This is a genomic window from Janthinobacterium sp. YR213 (assembly GCF_900099875.1).
Classification (GTDB): Bacteria; Pseudomonadota; Gammaproteobacteria; order Burkholderiales; family Burkholderiaceae_D; genus Janthinobacterium; species Janthinobacterium lividum.
The window spans coordinates 410,151-427,741 of record NZ_FNDA01000004.1 but is presented as its reverse complement, the minus strand read 5'-3'; the positions used below and the strand labels follow the sequence as shown (position 1 = coordinate 427,741).

The 17,591-nt window shown below is 64.0% G+C and carries 13 protein-coding genes; 7 read left to right on the top strand and 6 right to left on the bottom strand.

The window, feature by feature from the left end; translation table 11 throughout:
- Positions 1-105: 105 nt before the first annotated feature.
- The 4 genes from BLT98_RS19615 to BLT98_RS19600 form a co-directional block, all read right to left on the bottom strand.
- Entirely contained in the window at positions 106-2,439 is a 2,334-nt protein-coding gene (locus BLT98_RS19615; protein WP_244517588.1) for a TonB-dependent receptor, read from the bottom strand.
- A gap of 90 nt (positions 2,440-2,529) precedes the next feature.
- Complete coding sequence (locus BLT98_RS19610; RefSeq protein WP_092610665.1) at positions 2,530-4,935, bottom strand: TonB-dependent siderophore receptor; 2,406 nt, start codon at positions 4,933-4,935, stop codon at positions 2,530-2,532.
- An 83-nt stretch (positions 4,936-5,018) separates the two neighbouring features.
- Positions 5,019-6,041 (bottom strand): FecR domain-containing protein, encoded by a 1,023-nt coding sequence (locus BLT98_RS19605; RefSeq protein WP_244517585.1) that lies wholly within the window; start codon positions 6,039-6,041, stop codon positions 5,019-5,021.
- Positions 6,028-6,618 (bottom strand): sigma-70 family RNA polymerase sigma factor, encoded by a 591-nt coding sequence (locus BLT98_RS19600; protein WP_092610660.1) that lies wholly within the window; start codon positions 6,616-6,618, stop codon positions 6,028-6,030. Before BLT98_RS19600 ends, BLT98_RS19605 begins: the two co-directional genes overlap by 14 nt.
- Before the next feature lie 183 nt (positions 6,619-6,801).
- On the opposite strand from BLT98_RS19600, the gene BLT98_RS19595 reads away from it, so the two are divergent.
- From BLT98_RS19595 to BLT98_RS19590, 4 genes are all read left to right on the top strand, one after another.
- Positions 6,802-9,345 (top strand): PepSY domain-containing protein, encoded by a 2,544-nt coding sequence (locus BLT98_RS19595; RefSeq protein WP_092611125.1) that lies wholly within the window; start codon positions 6,802-6,804, stop codon positions 9,343-9,345.
- Positions 9,346-9,482: 137 nt separating this feature from the next.
- The gene (locus tag BLT98_RS28875) at positions 9,483-9,668 is read left to right on the top strand and encodes a hypothetical protein (protein ID WP_099387374.1); all 186 of its coding nucleotides are present in this window, start codon (positions 9,483-9,485) and stop codon (positions 9,666-9,668) included.
- 162 nt (positions 9,669-9,830) lie between these two features.
- Positions 9,831-9,986: a hypothetical protein gene (locus BLT98_RS29245; RefSeq protein WP_161789600.1), complete on the top strand. Its 156-nt coding sequence runs from the start codon at positions 9,831-9,833 to the stop codon at positions 9,984-9,986.
- 319 nt (positions 9,987-10,305) lie between these two features.
- Positions 10,306-10,704 (top strand): bacteriohemerythrin, encoded by a 399-nt coding sequence (locus tag BLT98_RS19590; RefSeq protein WP_034786005.1) that lies wholly within the window; start codon positions 10,306-10,308, stop codon positions 10,702-10,704.
- Positions 10,705-10,707: 3 nt separating this feature from the next.
- Here BLT98_RS19590 and BLT98_RS19585 read toward each other — a convergent pair whose 3' ends face one another.
- A complete protein-coding gene (locus tag BLT98_RS19585; RefSeq protein ID WP_139179332.1) occupies positions 10,708-11,571 on the bottom strand; it encodes a hypothetical protein in 864 nt (287 codons plus the stop codon).
- Positions 11,572-11,908: 337 nt separating this feature from the next.
- Here BLT98_RS19585 and BLT98_RS19580 point away from each other — a divergent pair, with 337 nt between their 5' ends.
- Both BLT98_RS19580 and BLT98_RS19575 read left to right on the top strand, forming a co-directional pair.
- Entirely contained in the window at positions 11,909-14,143 is a 2,235-nt protein-coding gene (locus BLT98_RS19580) for a TonB-dependent siderophore receptor (RefSeq protein WP_161789601.1), read from the top strand.
- A gap of 182 nt (positions 14,144-14,325) precedes the next feature.
- The gene (locus tag BLT98_RS19575; protein WP_092610652.1) at positions 14,326-16,134 is read left to right on the top strand and encodes a carbohydrate binding domain-containing protein; all 1,809 of its coding nucleotides are present in this window, start codon (positions 14,326-14,328) and stop codon (positions 16,132-16,134) included.
- Positions 16,135-16,152: 18 nt separating this feature from the next.
- Here BLT98_RS19575 and BLT98_RS19570 read toward each other — a convergent pair whose 3' ends face one another.
- Positions 16,153-16,911, bottom strand: a complete 759-nt coding sequence (locus BLT98_RS19570; protein ID WP_092610649.1) for a nucleotidyltransferase domain-containing protein — start codon at positions 16,909-16,911, stop codon at positions 16,153-16,155.
- Positions 16,912-17,017: 106 nt separating this feature from the next.
- Here BLT98_RS19570 and BLT98_RS19565 point away from each other — a divergent pair, with 106 nt between their 5' ends.
- Positions 17,018-17,584: a methylated-DNA--[protein]-cysteine S-methyltransferase gene (locus BLT98_RS19565; protein WP_092610646.1), complete on the top strand. Its 567-nt coding sequence runs from the start codon at positions 17,018-17,020 to the stop codon at positions 17,582-17,584.
- Positions 17,585-17,591 lie beyond the last annotated feature (7 nt).

Below are 17,591 nucleotides of genomic sequence, written 5' to 3'. Positions count from 1 at the left end.
CCTACTTTGCCAAGTGAGAACGTCAAAAGGGAACCGGAAAATGAAAAAAAGCGCCGCCCCGATCTGCCGGGTGCGGCGCCTTGTGCTACATCAAACGGGCGAACATCAGAACTTGATGTTGGCCGTCACGGTTGCGGAACGGCCAGGGGCCACGCCAGCGTAGTGCGGCGAGGAAACCTTGTCGAAGTACAGCTTGTTCGTCAGGTTCTGGATGTTCAGCTGCAGGGTCACATTGCGGTTGACCACATAGCTGGCCATGGCGTCGAAGCGCGTGTAAGCCGGGGCAAACTTGTTGTTGGCCACGTTCGCATAGACTTTATCGACGTAGTTCACGCCGCCACCCACCGTGATGGCGGGCGTGACCAGGTACGAGGTCCACAGCGAGGCGCTGTTTTTCGGCGTGGTGGGGAACTGGTTGCCGTTGTACGGCGACGGCGCGTATTGCGTCACGCCATTGATCACGCCATTCGTGACATAGCCATTGTTTTCCACGATGGCGTTCAGGTGGGTGTAGCCGCCGAAGACCGACCATTCCTTGGTGATGTTGCCGCTCACGCCCAGCTCGATACCCTTGACTTGCTTGTCGCCCACGTTTTGCGTAGTGCCGTCCGGTGCCGTCACGCGCGCATTGCTCATGTCGCTCTGGAAATAGGCGCCGCTCACGGACAGGCGGCCGCCCGGCAGCACTTCCCATTTCGTGCCCAGCTCGAAGCTCTTGCTTTCTTGCGGCTTCAAGTTCTGGATGGCGACCGTCAAGCCGTCGATGCCGTCGCCGCCATCATTGCCCGGTGGCGTGGACGAGGTGCCGTAGGAAACATATACGCTGCTGTTGGTCGATGGCTTGTACACCAGGCCGGCCTGGTAGCTGGCGAAGGTGGCGTGCACATTGGCGCTGGTGGCGGCGGTGGTCTTGCCGTCGAGCGTGTATTGCGGCGTGTTCAGCGAACTCTTGTAGTCATCCCAGCGGATGCCCACGTTGAGCAGCCATTGCGGCGTGAACTCGATGGTGTCGAAACCGTACACGGAACGCGTGTTGGTGACGATGTTCGTGCGTGCCGGCGACACCGTGCGCGTGTAGACCCATGGGTCGTTGGCGTTCGGGTTGAGCAAGGGGGCGCAGTTGTAGCCGGTGGCGGCGCCCGAGGTCTGGCAGGCGGTGGTGCCGTTGAGCAAGTTGTTCGTGCCCGGCTTGAAGATGTACGAGCTGCGATCCGTTTCCTCGCGGCCGACTTCCAGGCCCACCGTGTAGGTGTGCTTCACGCCGCCGGCCAGGAATTCGCCGCCTAGGCTGGTCGCATTGGCCAGCGCATCCGTATCGGTCGTGCGCGTGTTGGCGCGGCGCCAGACGGTGCCGTACAGCATGGTGTTGCCCTTGGAATCGTCGGGCTGGGTCCACACGTAGTCGTTGCTGGTCTTGCCGTAACGGGTCACGTTGCGCAAAATCAATTTGTTGCCGAAGTCATGGCGCACGTCGATGGTGCCGATATCGCTCTGCGTGTCGCGGAAATCGCGGTTCACCAGGCCATAGAAGGTGTCGCGCGGCACGTTGACGGGCGTGCCATTGCCGTTTTTCGACACGTTGGCGCCCGACGAGAACGGGTTGTTGAACGGCAAGCCGGTATCGGGCAATTCGCTCGACTGCATGTGGTAGTAGCTGAGGGTCGCCTGCGTGGCCGATTTCAGGCCGAAGGTGATCGATGGCGCGATGCCCCAGCGGTCGCCATTGATGAAGTCGCGGCCGGCAACGTGGGCGTCGTGCGCCATCACGTTCAGGCGCACGGCCACGTCGTCGCTGATCACACGGTTCACGTCCGCCGTGGCGCGGCGGTACTTGGCGCTGCCCAGGCCGACGGTGGCGTTGGTGAAGTCTTCCGCTTTCGGCGTCTTGCTGATCAGGTTGACACCGCCGCCTGCGGACGAGCGTCCACCGTAGGCCGAGTTCGGGCCTTTGACGACTTCGATTTGTTCCAGCGCAAAGATTTCACGCGATTGCGAACCCGTGTCGCGGATGCCATCGATATACGTATCCGTTTGCGCGTTGTAACCGCGGATAAACAGATTGTCGCCCACGGGGTTGCCGCCTTCGCCGGCGCCGATGGTGATGCCCGGCACGGTACGCAGCGCATCCGTCAGCGAGACGGCGCCCGTTTGCGAAATGATTTCAGCAGGAATCACGGTGACGGATTTCGGCGTGTCCAGCAGCGGCGCCGTCAGCTTGTCGTTGGCCGATTTGACGGGCGCCTGGATCAGGCGGTCAGCCGTGCCCACGACCTTGACTTCCTGCAACTGCTGCGGCTTGTCCGTCGTTTGCGCGTGCAGCGCCAGCGGCATGGCCAGGGTGGCAAACGCGGCCAGGGCCGTGCCATGCATGCGCGGCGTGGAAGTGGTGTGGTGCTTGCGGCTGCGGATGGTAACGCCCGCTTGGTCTTTCGATGTCATCGCTATCTTTCAATGTATCGGATGGAATAAATTGGCTGGCTACTGCCCCCGGCAGTTGGCTGGCTCGTTGATTGCTTGGGTACGACAAAACTAGAACCGCCACAGCGCCGTCATGCGCAAGGCCCGGGGCGAACCGGGCGCGATGTTGTCGTTGCTGTGGGCGGAGGCAAAATATTTTCTGTTGAACAGGTTTTCCACATTCAGCTGCAGCTGAAAATTTCCCTGCGGCTTGAAGTAGACGGCGCCATCGACACGGGTAAAGCCGGGCAATACCACCGTATTCGACACCGAGGCGTACACGGCGCTGCGGGCGATCACGCCCAGGCCGGCGCCCCAGGCGGGCGAAAAATCGTAGCGGTTCCACAGCGACAGGCTGTGCCTGGGCACATGCGCCACCGTGGCGCCCTCCACGGCCGTCGTCGCCTGCGTGGCCGTCAGCACGGCGCGCTGCCACGCATAGCCGCCGGCGATGCTCCAGCCAGCTTGGACCTTGCCATTGACGTCCAGTTCCAGGCCCTCGCTGCGCTGGCCATCGACCAGCATCGCCCGCGTCGTATCGGCGGGATCGGTAACGGCCACATTGCTGCGTTCCAGGCGGTACACGGCCGCGCTGGCGGAGAGTAGCGGCGTCACCTCCCATTTGACGCCCAGCTCCACGTTGCGGAAACGCTCCGGCTCGAAGACGGCATTGCTGGGCGTCAGCGATGCCAGCTGTTCACCCGCGCGCGGCAGGAAGGATTGGCTGACGCTGGCATACAGCGACAGCGCGGGCACGGGCTGGTAAATGAGGGCGGCGCGCGGCGACCACGGCGTATCCGTGCGGGCGATGCGCGCGCCAGTACGCTTGTTGACGAAATCGACGGCAAAGCGCTCGTAGCGCATGCCGGCAACCGCCTGCCAGCGGGCACTGAAACGCAGCTGGTCCTGCAGATAAAGCGCGGCCGTATCGGCCACGCCATGGTTGTCCGCATCCGTGGCGCTGGGGCGGAAAGTGACGGGCAAGTCCGTCACGGGATGCGATGTAGGCAGGCTGATGTGGGTGACGTTGTCGCCCAGGGTCGTGAAATAGCCGGTGTTGCGCAGATTGTCCGTCGTCTGGCGGCCCAGTTCCCCGCCCGCCGTCAGCCGGTGCCGCACGCTGCCGCTATCGACTGTCCACTCGACGTCCGTCTGGTTGAACAGGTTGCGCCGCCTGGTGGCGCTGTTGTACGCCAGCACGGTCACGCTCCCGCCATCGGCGCTGACGGGGCCGGGAAAGGCGTTCTGGTACAGCTTGTCGTAATCGGCCAGGCGCGTGCGGTTGCGCAGGCTTGCGCCACCGCCCAGATCATGTTCGAAGGTCACGCCCAGCGCATCGATATACGCCCACGACGGGCTGCTGCCGGCGATGCCGAAAAACGTGGACGGGTCCGTGTCGAACGGCCGCCCCTGGTAAGAAGGCAGGCCCCGGTCCGTCACCCGGTCGTCGCGAAAATGTTCATAGCTGGCCACCACGGTAGTGCGCGGCGACAAGCGCCAGGCCACGACGGGGTTGACGGCGCTGCGGCGCACGTTGACGCCCTGGCGAAAAGAATCGCTGTTTTCCGCCATGGCATTGACGCGCACGGCGACATCGCCGCCGAAGACCTGTTGCACATCGAGCGCGGCGCGCCGGTTGCGCCAGGCGCCCAGGCTCACGCTCGCTTCACCGTCGTTCGTCCATTGTGGCTGCTTGGTGGCCCGGTTGATGATGCCACCGCCGCCGCCGCGGCCGAAGACCAGGGCGTTCGGCCCCTTGATGGCCTCGACCGCTTCGATATTGTAGAAATCGCGGTAGTACTGCACGTCATCGCGCATGCCGTCCAGATAGAAATCCGAGGTCGAGCTGTTGCCGCGCATCACCGCCGTATCGCGGTTGCCCTCGCCTGCGGCCATGCCCACTCCCGGCATGTAGCGCATGGCATCGGCCAGGGTGCGCATGTCCTGGTCACGTATCAATTCGCGGCTCACCACGCTGACGGCCTGCGGCGTGTCATGCAAGGCCGTATCGTTGCGGCTGGCGGCGGAAGAACTGGCGCGGCGGTAGCCATCGTCGCCGCTGCCCTGCACGGTGACGGGCGCCAGCACTTGCAAACCGGCGCCCTCCCCGTCCAGGTCGGCGCGCAGGGGCGTGGGCGCCAGACGCACGATGTAACTTCCGTCCGGCAACTGCACGACCACGAGGCCCGTGCCTGCCAGCAATTGCTGCAAGCCCTGGCCCGTGGCCACGGTGGCGTTCAAGCCGGCGCTGCGTTTGCCCTGCGTCAAGCCACCTTCGGCCGACAGCAAGATTCCCGCCTGGCCCGCAAACTGGCGCAGCGCCTGGCCCAGGGGCGCGGCGGCGATGCGGAAGCTGTGCACGGTCTCTTCCGCCGCCGCTGCCATGGCATGCATGGCAGGCACGGCCAGCAGCGCCGCAGCCAGGGACAGCGGCAGCAGACGGCGGGCAAACGGCAGGGAGACGGGGTACGACGGCACGGCATTCCTTATTGATGTTGAGCAAGTTACTTCTACCTTGCCAAACAACTTTTCAAAAAGGGAACCAGTTTTGAGAAATATTCTTATTTACTGTTTTGACTGGGCAACTGGGCTTCCACCGTGACCCACCAGTCATGCACGCGGTTGATCCTGACGGGCAAGGTCGCTTCCAGCGCCGCCAGGATGCGGTCCGTGTCCGCCAGCGGATAGCTGCCCACCAGGCGCAAATGGGCCACTTCGGGCGCGCAGCCCAGGTGGCCGCGGCGGTAGCGCGACAGTTGCGCGAGGAAATCATCGAGCCGCATCTGCTCCGGTTGCAGGCGGTACTCGATCCAGGCGGCCCCGTTCGGGTCGGCGGCGTATGGCTCGCCGATAAAACCGTCGCCAAAGCGCACCTGCTGGCCGGCCGGCACGATGCGCGGCACGCCGCCATCGCGGGGCGACACCTCGACACTGCCCTCGTAGACGGCCAGCAAAGTGGCATCGCCCTGCGGCTGCACGCTGAAACGCGTGCCCAGCGCGCGCAGGCGGCCGTGCACGGTGTCGACCACGAGCGCGCGCGCCGGCTGGCGGCTGTCGCGCGCGGAGGCGAGATAGATTTCGCCGCCATGCAGGGCGATGCGGCGCAGCGTGTCGCTGTAATCGATGTCGAGGGACGTTGCCGTGTTCAGCCACAGTTGCGAACCGTCGGCCAGCGCCAGCTGGCGGATGGCGCCGAGCGGCGTTTTTTCGCCCGCGTGCAGGCTGGCGACCCAGCTGCGCGTATCGCGCCGCAGCAGCACGGCGCCACCCGTACCGGCCGTCAGGCACAGTGCAAGCAAGCCCTTGACCAGGCTGCGGCGCTGGGCATCGCTCTGGCGCGGCCCGGCAGCGTCGAGCGCCTGGCGCGCCGGCTCGCCGGGCAGCTGGCGAAATTCGGCGCTGACGGCTTCCACCCGGCGCCAGGCGGCGCGGTGGGCAGGAGAGCTGGCATGCCAGCGCTCCCAGGCTTGCTGGTCGGCAGGATCGGCGTCTTCGCCGCGCAGCACGGCGAACCATTCGGCCGCTTCCTGCAAGATGGCGTAGTCGGCCGGCGGCATGGCGGCGCCTGGCTTAGGCGGCATCATCCATGCACAGCATGCATTGCAGCATGGCTTGCGCCATGTATTTTTTCACCATGCGTTCGGATACATCCAGCTGGCCGGCGATCTGCGCATACGTCAGGCCGTCGAGCTGCGCCAGTAAAAATGCCTGGCGCGCGCGCGGCGACAAGGTATCGAGCATGGCGTCGATGCGGCACAGGGCTTCGACCACGAGTGTCCGCTCTTCGGGCGACGGCGCCGTCATTTCGGGACGGCCGGCCAGGGCCGCCAGAAACGTGCGCTCCAGGGTCAGGCGACGCCAGTGATTGACCAGCAATCCATTGGCCACCGTGCTCAGGTAGGCGCGCGGTTCGCGCAGGCTGTCCGCCGACTGCGTCGCCAGCATGCGCACGAAGGTGTCCTGCGCCAGGTCGGCCGCACCGTCGCGGCAACAGAGCTTGCGCCACAGCCAGTTATACAGCCAGCCATGGTGGCTGGCGTACAGGTCGCTAAAGCTATCGAGGGAGGGAGAAATGGTGGACACGGGCAAACAGACAAAGGGGCTGCCATACTTGCCGGTCAAGTGGGTCAGCACTGCATCACGAATGAGAATGATTTTCATTTTCACACAATTTCACGACGATGTAAATTATCAAAAGCATCATCCCGGCCTGGCGCGGGCATTTTGCGCAACAGTGCCAGTGCGCCATCATTTGCGAATGATTCTCGTTTGCGTTAATATGTCAGCCTTCCTTCTTCCCCGCCATGTCTGACGCCCTGCATGGCGGCGCTATCGAAAGCCGCCATGACCACCTCCTCCCTGCCACAACCCCAGCTGCGCACCAGCGCCGACGAGGCGCCGGAGACCCGCCAACAGCAGCGCCAGCCTGCCGCCACCCCGCAACGGCGGCGCTGGCACTGGAGCTGGAAGCAGGTGTGGTTTCAATTGCACTGGTTTATCGGCATCACGGCCGGCACGGTGCTGGTGATCATAGGCCTGAGCGGCGCCACCCTGGCCTTCAAGGATGAATTGCTGGACCTCATGAACCCCGGCGTGCGCCATGTCGCCGTGGAAAGCCGCGCGCCGCTGACGCCTGGCCAGCTGGGCAACATTGCCGCTGCCGAACACGGCCAGCGCGTGGCCTCGATCACCATGTATGCGGAGGCGGGCGCGGCGCCTCGTTTATTCTTCGCACCGAAGAATGGCCAGCGGCGCGGCGAATCCATTTATGTCCACCCGTACACGGGAGCGACCCAGCCGGCACTGACGGGGGCGGGCTTTTTCGAGTGGACGGAATCGCTGCATCGCTGGCTGCTTTTGCCCCGCGATCCGGGCCGGCAAGTAGCGGGCGCGCTGGCCCTGTGCCTGCTGGGCCTGGCCCTGTCCGGCCTGTATCTGCGCTGGCCCCGCCGTCCGCTGGACTGGCGCACCTGGCTGACCTTCGACCCTGCCCTGAAAGGCCGCTCCTTCCTGTGGAACCTGCACGCCGTGGCCGGTACCTGGTGCCTGGTCGTCTACGTGGCGCTGACCCTGACGGGCATTTACTGGAGCTACGACGTGGTGCGCGACAATATCGACGCCTGGGCCGGCAAGCCGCCAAGGATGGCACAGGCCCAGGCGCCCGGCAAGAAAGGACAGTCCAAGGAGAAGAAGGAAATACCGGCCGTCGACATCGGCCCGGCCTGGAGCAGCTTCCAGCAGCATGCCCCCGGCTGGATCCTGGCCAGCGTGCGCATGCCGACCCGCGCCGGCGAAGCCGTGCAATTCACGTGGCTGGCCAGCGACGCGCCGCACGAGCGGGCGCGCAGCCGCATGAGCATCCTGCTGGCCGACGGCACGGTGACGGAAAACGAACCGTACAGCCAGCAGGCCCTGGGTTCGCGCCTCGTCAACATCATTTATCCGCTGCACATGGGCACGTATTTTGGCTTGCCGGGCCGCATCATCGTCACCCTGGCCAGCCTGGGCCTGCCCCTGTTCGCCATCACGGGCTGGATGCTGTACCTGGGCCGCCGCAAGGCGAAACGGGCCGTGCAGGCGCAGCGGGCCATGCTGGGCGCCGGTGCGCCGGACCAGGCGAACACGGGCTTGCCCACCCTGGTGGCTTACGCCAGCCAGTCGGGCCAGGCCGAGCGCCTGGCCCTGGAAAGCGCGCGCGCCCTGCAGCAGGCGGGCGTGGCCGTCAACGTGCAATCGCTGGACCAGTTTGATCCCGCGCAATTGCGCCAGTACGAACGGGCCCTGATCGTCGCCAGCACCTTTGGCGAAGGCGAGGCGCCGGATGGCACGCGCCGCTTCGCGCGCCTGCTGCAAGCCACCTCCGACACGCCGCTGGCGGGCCTGGAATTCGGCATGCTGGCCCTGGGCGACCGCCATTACAGCGCCTTCTGCGGCTTTGGCCATGCGCTGGCGCAACAATTGCAGGCGCTGGGCGCCACGCCCCTGTTCCCGCTAATCGAAGTGGACAAGCACGACCCCGCCGCCCTGGCCAGCTGGTCCACAGCGCTGGCCCGCTGCAGCGGCAGCGCCATCGACGCCATCGGCGTGCAGGAAGAAGCGTCATATGCCGAGTGGCGCCTGGCGCGCCGCGTGCTGCTCAACCCGGGCAGCCTAGGCGGCGAACTGCATGAAATCACCTTGACGGGCCCCGCCGATGCCACCTGGGAAGCGGGCGCGCTGGCGGAAATCATCCCATGCAATGCGGACGGCAGCGATGGCGAGGCAGGCAGTGCCCATCACGCGCCGCGCAGCTATTCGCTCGCTTCGCTGCCATCCGATGGCGAACTGCAATTGCTCGTGCGTCAGGAGCGCCATGCGGGCGATGACAACCAGGGCTATGGCGTCTGTTCCGGCTGGCTCACGCGCTTCGCCCCGCTGGACACCAGCATCCGCCTGCGCCTGCAAGCCAATCCCGCCTTCGCGCCCGCCCTGGTCGACGTGCCCTGCATTTACATCGGCAACGGTTCCGGCCTGGCCGGCTTGCGTGCGCATTTGCGCGCGCGCCAGCGGGCGGGACTGGCCCGCAACTGGCTGCTGTTCGGCGAGCGCCAGCAAGCTTTTGACAGTATCTGCGGCGCAGAGTTGCAAGGCTGGCTGGACGCTGGCCACCTGGCGCGCCTGGACCGCGTCTTTTCGCGCGATGGTGAAACACGGCAATACGTGCAGGACCGCCTGCGCGCCAGCGCCGGCGAACTGCGCGACTGGCTGGCGCAAGGGGCCATCGTCTACGTGTGCGGCAGCCTGCAAGGCATGGCCACAGGAATCGATGCTGTACTGCAAGAAGTACTGGGCCAGGAGGGACTCGATGCCTTGCTGGCGGCCGGACGCTACCGTCGCGACGTGTATTGATCTACATCAGCCCGCCCCCGGCGCCGCCCGGCTATGTGGGCAGGCGCACAGTCAGCGCCTGCGATCGGACTACAGTAGCGGCATGGCGGCATGGAGACATATCCGTGCCGCCCCACCCACAGTCTGCGAGGCTAGCCATGAAAAACCCCTGGATGAGCATGTACCTGAGCGCCGCCAACCGCATCGCCAACACGGCGCGCGGCCATGCGACGGCCGCCGTCAAGCGCGAAGCGGCGAAAAATACGCGGCAATTGACGCAAGTGTGGTTCGATTCCTTCCTGCCCCCGGCAGGCAAGCCACGACGCGGGCGCAAGGCGAAATAGCCCCTGGCAACGTGCGAACTGGTGCGGTGCATCACAGCAATAAGTTGAAGTTACGACCAGGTGGGCTAAACTGCAAGCATGGAATAAAGATATGCGTACGCGATTGAAGTGACCGGCAGGCGCCGCAACCCCGCGCCGCCACCGGCTCATCAGGAGACGACCATGTTGACGCTCAAAGTGCTGGCCTGCCTTGCCCTGTCGGCCTTGATGCTCGTGCCCCTCGTGCTGAGGGATACGATGCAAACGTCCGCCGGGCAGCAATTGCAGGTGCCGAATGTCGATGCGCAAGGCATGTGGGCCCACTGGCCTAAGCAATAAGACGCGCGGCTGAGAACAATAAGACGCGCGGCTGAGAAAACGTCGCTGACTGCGTTGCCGTGCCTCGTCGTACATTCGTACTGCCTTCGGCGCGGCGCCTTGCCAGCGGCGTTTTTCAGCGGCGCTCGGTAACACGTCGCATCGATGAAAACCGCTTGATTGCGGGTGGGGATTTGTTCTCTCCTCCCATTTATTTTTGCCTTGATTTGCTCCCCCTCTTCGCCGTACTTTTGATCCAGATCATGGATTTCCACCTTTGCTGCGCCCAAACTGGAACAGTCCGCTTCGCACCGTGACGGACTTAACCTGGAGTATCGGCATGGGTAAATCGCATTGGAAGGATGAGATGGCGCTGGGGGTTCCCGTCATCGACGAGGCGCATGAGGCGCTGTTTCAGGAGCTGGCGCGGCTGCAGCAGTTGGGCGACCAGCATTTCAGCGTGGCGTTTCGCGAACTGATCGCGGCCGTCGAACGCGACTTCCGCGAGGAAGAGGATTTGATGGAGCAGATCGCCTTTCCTTCGCTGGCCAACCACCGCGAACAGCATGCGCGCGTGCTCAGCGGCTTGCACCATGCCTGGGCCGCCGTCGATGAAGGCGACCTGGAACAGGGCCGCCATGCGCTGTCGCTCTTGCCGCAATGGCTGATCTTCCACCAGGCCACGATGGATCTGGCCCTGGCGGCGGCGCTGGAAATGGTGCAGCGCCAGCCAAACTGACCTCTACAGCAGCAGCACCGTGGCTTGCTCGGGCATGACGACGCGGTAGTGTCCCGGGTATTTGTCTTCGCCGTCGAAAATCTTGCAAAACACGGGTTGGTTGATGTCGTTGACGGCCGACTCGTTCATGGGCAAGGTGGCGATCAGTTGCTCGCCATCCATCAACTGCAAGGCGCTGCCCCGCTCGGCCGCGCAAAACGCCAGCGATTGCACATCGCTGGCGAACGGCCGCTTGTACCATGGCGTGATGGCCCGCACGGCGCGCCTGGCGTCCTGCAAGACCTGCCCCACGCGCGTGACGTTCCAGGCATCGCGCGCCACAGACGGCTGGAGGACGATATTCGCCGTCAGCTCCCCCCTGCCCTTGTTCACCAGGAAAGTGCCGTCCTGCGCGGCGATGTCATCGTTGAGCGGCACGACAAACACCCCGCCGCTGGAGACCTTGATCGGCACAGGCGCGCCATTGCCTTGCAAGGCCACACGCACGTCGTCGATGGTGGCGCTCAGCTTGGCCGGAATCAGGCGCAGGGCCATGACCACGCTGCCGCTCGACACTTGCCACACTTTCCTGGCCGTCAGATAACTTTCGCGGTAAGCCGTGAAACGGATGCGCGGCGCCTTGGCGTCGCTGCTGGCCGTGATCGTCACCATTTGCGGTGGCAAGGCATCGTCTGCGCTTGCCGCCGGTGCCGATACCGGTGCCGCGGCGGGTATGACAGGCGTGGCAGGCGCAAGGGGTGGCGATACGGCGGCGGGCACGCTGGCGCTCTGCAGCGGCGCGGGAACAGCCGGCGGCGGCGCGTGTTCCTGGGCCTGGCCCAGCGACACGACACACAACCATCCGGCACAAGCGATCCATGTACGCATGCATTTCTTTCAATGAGGAAAATATTTTATCAGCGCCTGCATTATCGCAGAAGGCCCGCCGATGCGCCGCCCCGGGTCTGCCTGCACTCCTGTCTGCACTCTTTTGGTGCGCACGCTTGATTATTTGGCAAATATCGCCTATATTGATAATGATTCTTATTCACGAAAGTGACGGGAATCGCGCGTCCTTCTTTTCCACTGCCCGACCGCGCCGGGCCTTGCGGTGGAACTGCTATCCAAGCCAGACCACGGGCCAGCATCACGCCATCCCCCCAGCTACTGCGCACCTCGCCAGACGAGATAGGAAAACACACGACTACAATATTCCAGGAAAATGATGCAATCGACTACCGTATTTTCTTCTTCGCACCAGCCCGCCTTGCGCCCCCTCCCCCGCCTGCTGCACATCGCCCTGCTGAGCCTTGCCGCCGGCGTGGTCCTGCCGGCACAGGCTGCCGACGCCGCTGCGGCCGACGTCACCATGCCAGCCGTCACCGTGCTGGGCCAGTCGACGGCTACCACGGAAGGCACGCAGTCATACACGGCGGGCGAAGCGCGCAGCGCCACGCGCATGGACCTGTCCTTGCGCGAAACGCCGCAATCGGTCAGCGTCATCACGCGCCAGCTGCTCGACGACCTGGGCGCCGTGCGCCTGGACCAGGCGCTGGCACAGACGACAGGCATCCAGGTGGGCCAGAACGATACGGAGCGCACGACCTTTTATGCGCGCGGCTTCGGCATCGACAATATCCAGATCGACGGCATGGCGCGCGGCGGCAATGCGCCATTGCAAGACACGATCCTGTATGACCGCATCGAGGTCGTGCGCGGCGCCACCGGCCTGATGGGCGGCACGGGCGACCCGTCGGCCACCATCAACATGATACGCAAGCGGCCGACGAAGGAATTCCAGGCCAGCGCCGGCCTGATCATGGGCCGCTGGGATGACCAGCGCGTCGAGGCCGACCTCTCCACGCCGCTGAACGCGGAGGGCAGCGTGCGTGCGCGCACAGCCCTGGCCTGGCAAAAACGCGATTCCTACCTGGACATGTATCACGAGCGCAAGACGGTCGGCATGGTCATCGTCGAGGCGGACGTGCGCCCCGGCACCCTGCTGACGGCCGGCGTCGATTTCCAGGACAACAAGCCCACGGGCGCCACCTGGGGCGCCGTGCCGTACTGGAACGCAGATGGCAGCCTGGCCAATTTGCCGCGCAACACCAGTTTCACGACGCCATGGAGCACCTGGGCCAACAAGCAGCACACGCTATTCACATCGCTGGACCAGCGCCTGCCCGGCAACTGGAATATGCACCTGGGCTATGCGCGCACGGAAAGCACGAACCGCACCACCGTCGCCTATGCGGGCGCGGGCCATCCCGACCCGGCTACCGGTGAAGGCATGCGCCTGTGGACGGGCGCCTGGGGCGCAGGCAAGAAGAACAGCGACAATTTCGACGTGTACGCCAGCGGTCCCTTCACCTTGCTGGGACGCAAGCACACGGCCATCGTCGGCTGGAACGGAGGCAACCAGCGCTCGCGCTCGCTGGGCGGCGAAGCGGAAATCAATTACCCGGACTTCATCCCCGATTACCGCAGCTGGACGGGCAACATCCCCCGCCCCGTGTTCCACCCTGACGGCTCGCACACGGAAACCGTGACGCGCCTGGCGGGCGGCTATGTGGCCACGCGTTTGAGCCTGGCCGACCCGCTGCACCTGATCATCGGCGCGCGCAGCAGCACGTACCGCACGGATACGCGCAACTACGATACGCGAGGCGTGCACACGGACAACAGCGACTTCGTGGAAACGCGCAATGAAGTCACGCCGTATGTGGGCGCCGTGTTCGACATCAACAAGCAATTTTCGGCCTACGCCAGCTTCACGCAGCTGTTCAACCCGCAATCGAGCAAGGACCGCAACAACCAGTTCCTGGCGCCGGAAACGGGCGACAATGCGGAACTGGGCATCAAGGGCGAGTTCTATGAAGGCAAGCTGAATGCATCGGCCGCCCTGTTCCACACGAAGAAAAAGAACCTGGCGGAACTCGACCGCACGGTGCCGCCCGGCTTTTTGCTGCCCGACGGCGGCCAGGCCATGGTGGCCAATGGCGCCGGCGTGACGGCCAAGGGCGTGGAATTCGACGTCTCCGGCCAGATCACGCCCGCCTGGGAAGCGAGCGGCGGCTATACCTACCTGCACGCGGCCGAGGCAGATGGCCGCCGCGCCGCCACCACGCAGCCGCGCCATTTGCTGCGCCTGGCCACCAGCTACCGCTTCGACGGCAGCCTGGCTGGCCTGAAAGCGGGCGCCAGCATGACGGCGCAAAGCGCCACCTACAGTGAATCGTGGTACGGCCGCCCGCCATCGGGCACGATCACGGATATCCCGCAGGCCGGCTATGCACTGGTCAACGCCATGGCCAGCTATGCGCTCAGCAAGCATGCCAGCGTGCAGTTGAACGTGAATAACTTGCTCGATAAAAAGTACTACCGCAACGTGGGCTTCTTCGACGGCGTGTTCTGGGGCGAACCGCGCAACATCAGCCTGGCCGTGCGCACGGCGTTTTAAATAAGCGCATCGCCGGCGCCAGCACGGCGGACGAAGCCCTGTCCGCCGTGCCGTGAATGGCAATGATCTGCGCGATAGCGCATTCATTAATATGGAATTGAAATAGGCAACAATCAGCCATGAACACGTCCTTGCGTTAATGATTTTTTGATATTATCAAAAATTTAAAACAGGGATATCTGATGGAAATGAAAAAGACGGCTGTCTGGACGGCACTGGCGCTGTTATGCGCCGGCGTGCTGCCGGTGCTTTCCGCAAACGCGGCAGCGCCAGCTTGCACGAACTGCTTTGAAAAACGCTGGATTTATTACGGCGGCAATATTACGGCAGCAGCCTCCACGGCCGATGCCAGTTTCAACAAGGTCATCGAGCTGATTCATGTCGCCAAGGCGGAGGGCTATAACGGCATCGCCCTCAATGCGGGCGGCAGCGGTTCCTATGTGGCCATGCTCAATCCCGCCACGGCGGCAAAATATCCCAATTACTTCCCCAATTTCGCCCTGGTGGTGCAGACGGCCAAGGATAACGGCATCGAATTGATACCGGTCGGCGGCGGCCCGGAAGTGCCCGTCAGTGCCGCGCCGGACTTGATCGAGGCCTTGCCGACCATCGATACGCCGTTTATCGTACAAGGCAGGCGCGCGGTGCCTGTCGGCCTGTCTGCCATTGACGATCCCGGTTTTGAAAACAGCAGCCCGGCATGGGAATTGTTTGAAAAAACGGCAGGCAACAGCGTTGTCGACAATACGGTCGCGCACACGGGCCAGCGCTCGATTAAATTCAGCAAGGCTGGAGACAGCAATATGGCCCGGCTGCACCGCAAGTTAAGCAACCTGCGCCCGAACACCGCTTATCGCGCATCGTTCTGGGTCAAGACTGAAAACTACCATCCCGACGCCGCATTCAGGATACAGATTACCGATCCCACGGCAAAGGCGCCAATGTATTCGAATGCCAACGCTGGACTGGGCTGGGGTACACAAAATGGCGCCTGGAATGGCAGCGGCAACACACTGGCCGGCACGCAGGATTGGAAACAATATAATCTGGACTTCAATACAGGGAATAATCCCCTGACGTATTTGTATATCGGCAGCTGGAAAGTGAATCTGCTACAGGCTGGCGCCGTCTGGCTCGATGATCTGGACATCAAACAGATCGGCCTGGCCCATACGATACGGCGCAATCCCGCGACCTTGCCCGTCACGGTCAAGTCGGAAGACGGCAGCATCACGTATGTGGAGTCGCTCGATTATGTCGTTGGCACGGAAGCGCTGAACCTTCCCGCGCAAAGCAGCATCGGCGAAGGCGCCATCCTGCACGTATCAGCCTACCAGTCGGCGCAGAACATGACCTCCATGTGGAGTACGCCGGCCAGCGCCTGCTATCAGAAATTCTTCGATATCCAGAAACAGTATTACGACAATATCCACGGCCTGCTCGACGGCCCGACGAAATTCTTCCTCTACTACGATGAAAACCGGGTACTCAACTGGGATCCTGCCTGCGGCAACATCACGGCTGGAAAATACCTGGCGCACATGATCGAGAAACACCAGGAAACCCTGCTGCAAGCGTACCCGAATCTGGAACTGTATGTCTGGAATGACATGTTCGATCCGAAGATGAACGCCATTCCCAAATACTGGGCCGTCAACGGTGACGTGAGCAACTCATGGGAAGGCTTGAAGACGACAACGGTCATCGTCAACTGGAGCGATGAAGGGACCGCCAAGCGCAAGGCATCGCTGGAATTCTTCCATGGCCTCGGGCATCGGCAAATGATCGCCGGCTACTACGACGACAGCGCCCTCGACACCGGCAATGTGCATTCCTGGATGGAGGCGCTGGCGCAGGCGGAAAGCAATGGCGTAACGGGCGTCAACGGCTTCATGTACACCGCCTGGCGCGGCAATGCCGGCTATGCCGATGTCAAGGCCGTCGCCGACTACATCAAGAGGCATTATCCGCAGCGCTGGCCGCAGCAGTAAATCCCCCTGGCGGGACAGTTACTGCGGCGCGCTGCGCCAGTGCGCGGGCGCTGGCAAGGTAAAGCCATCGAGCAAGGGGCCGCCGACCGGCGCCAGCACGGCGGCGGCAACCTGCCCGAACGCATGCTGGCCGGCCGGCAAGTCGGCCGCCACCAGGCGCAGCGCGCCATCGAGTTGCCCGGCGATATAGGCGTCGAACGCCAGCAGGCGGCGAAACAGGTGCTTGCCCTCGCCGCTCCACTGTCCCGCCGCGCGCAAGTGCAGGTCGGCCAGCGCCGGATACAACTGGCAGGCAACGGTCAGCGCCTCGCCCGGGTGACGGCTGTCGACCAGGTCTTCCAGCGAGGTGGTGATGGCGTAGCGGCGCCGCTGCAAATTGTCCACATCGAGCACGGGCGGCCCGGCGGCGGCGATGGCTTGCGCCAGCGCCAGCAGTTGCGCGTGCTGCGGTCCGGGCGCGGCGATGTTCTCGCCTTCCAGTACCATCCTCGCCAGCGGCACCGTGCCGCCCGGTGCATCGATTTCCTTGCAAAAATACGTGAACGTGGCCACGTCATGCGCGAACAGTTCCACCGTGCGCCCTTCGGCCACGATGGTCGAGCGCCAGGCGCAGTCGAGGTGGTCGAACAGCAGCAGCAAGTCGATATCGGAACTGGGCGTCTGCCGGCCCGTGGCGAACGAGCCGCCGATGATGGCCGCCACGGCCGTGGGATATTGCTGTCGCACCAGCCGCGCGGCAATCGCGCGGATATCGTCATAGGTAGGGATCGTCGTCAAAGCACATTCTCCGGGCCGAAAAAGGTTATCCTACACGCGATCGTGCAGACGACATGCACGCTGCCGCCATCCTGCTAAACTGGCGCCATCTGATCAAGGAACAAACATGGAATACGACTGCATCGTGGTGCCCTCGCCCGTGGGCGAGCTGACCCTGGTGGCGCGCGGCGCGGCCCTGACCGCCATCCTGTGGGAAAACGACAAGCCCAACCGCGTGCGTCTGGGCGCGATGCGCGTCGATGACAGTTGCCCCGTGCTGCAGGAAACGGCGCGCCAGTTGGCGGAATATTTCGCCGGCACGCGCCAGCAATTCGACGTGCCGCTCGATTTTGCCGGCACGCCATTCCAGCAGGAAGTGTGGCGTGCGCTGCTGACGATACCGTACGGCCAGACGCGCAGCTATGGCGAGATCGCGCGCCAGATCGGCCGTCCCGCCGCCGTGCGCGCCGTGGGTGCCGCCAACGGCAAGAATCCCATTTCCATCATCGCCCCCTGCCATCGCGTCATCGGCGCCACGGGCGAGTTGACGGGCTTTGCGGGCGGCCTGCATGCCAAGGAAACCTTGCTGGCCCTGGAAGGCATCGCCCTGTCCAGCGACCGCGAAGCGCTGAAAACGGGCCACGCCCGCCGCCGCGCCGTGCACATCGATACGGCGCAAGGCTGTTTGTTTTAAGCTGCAG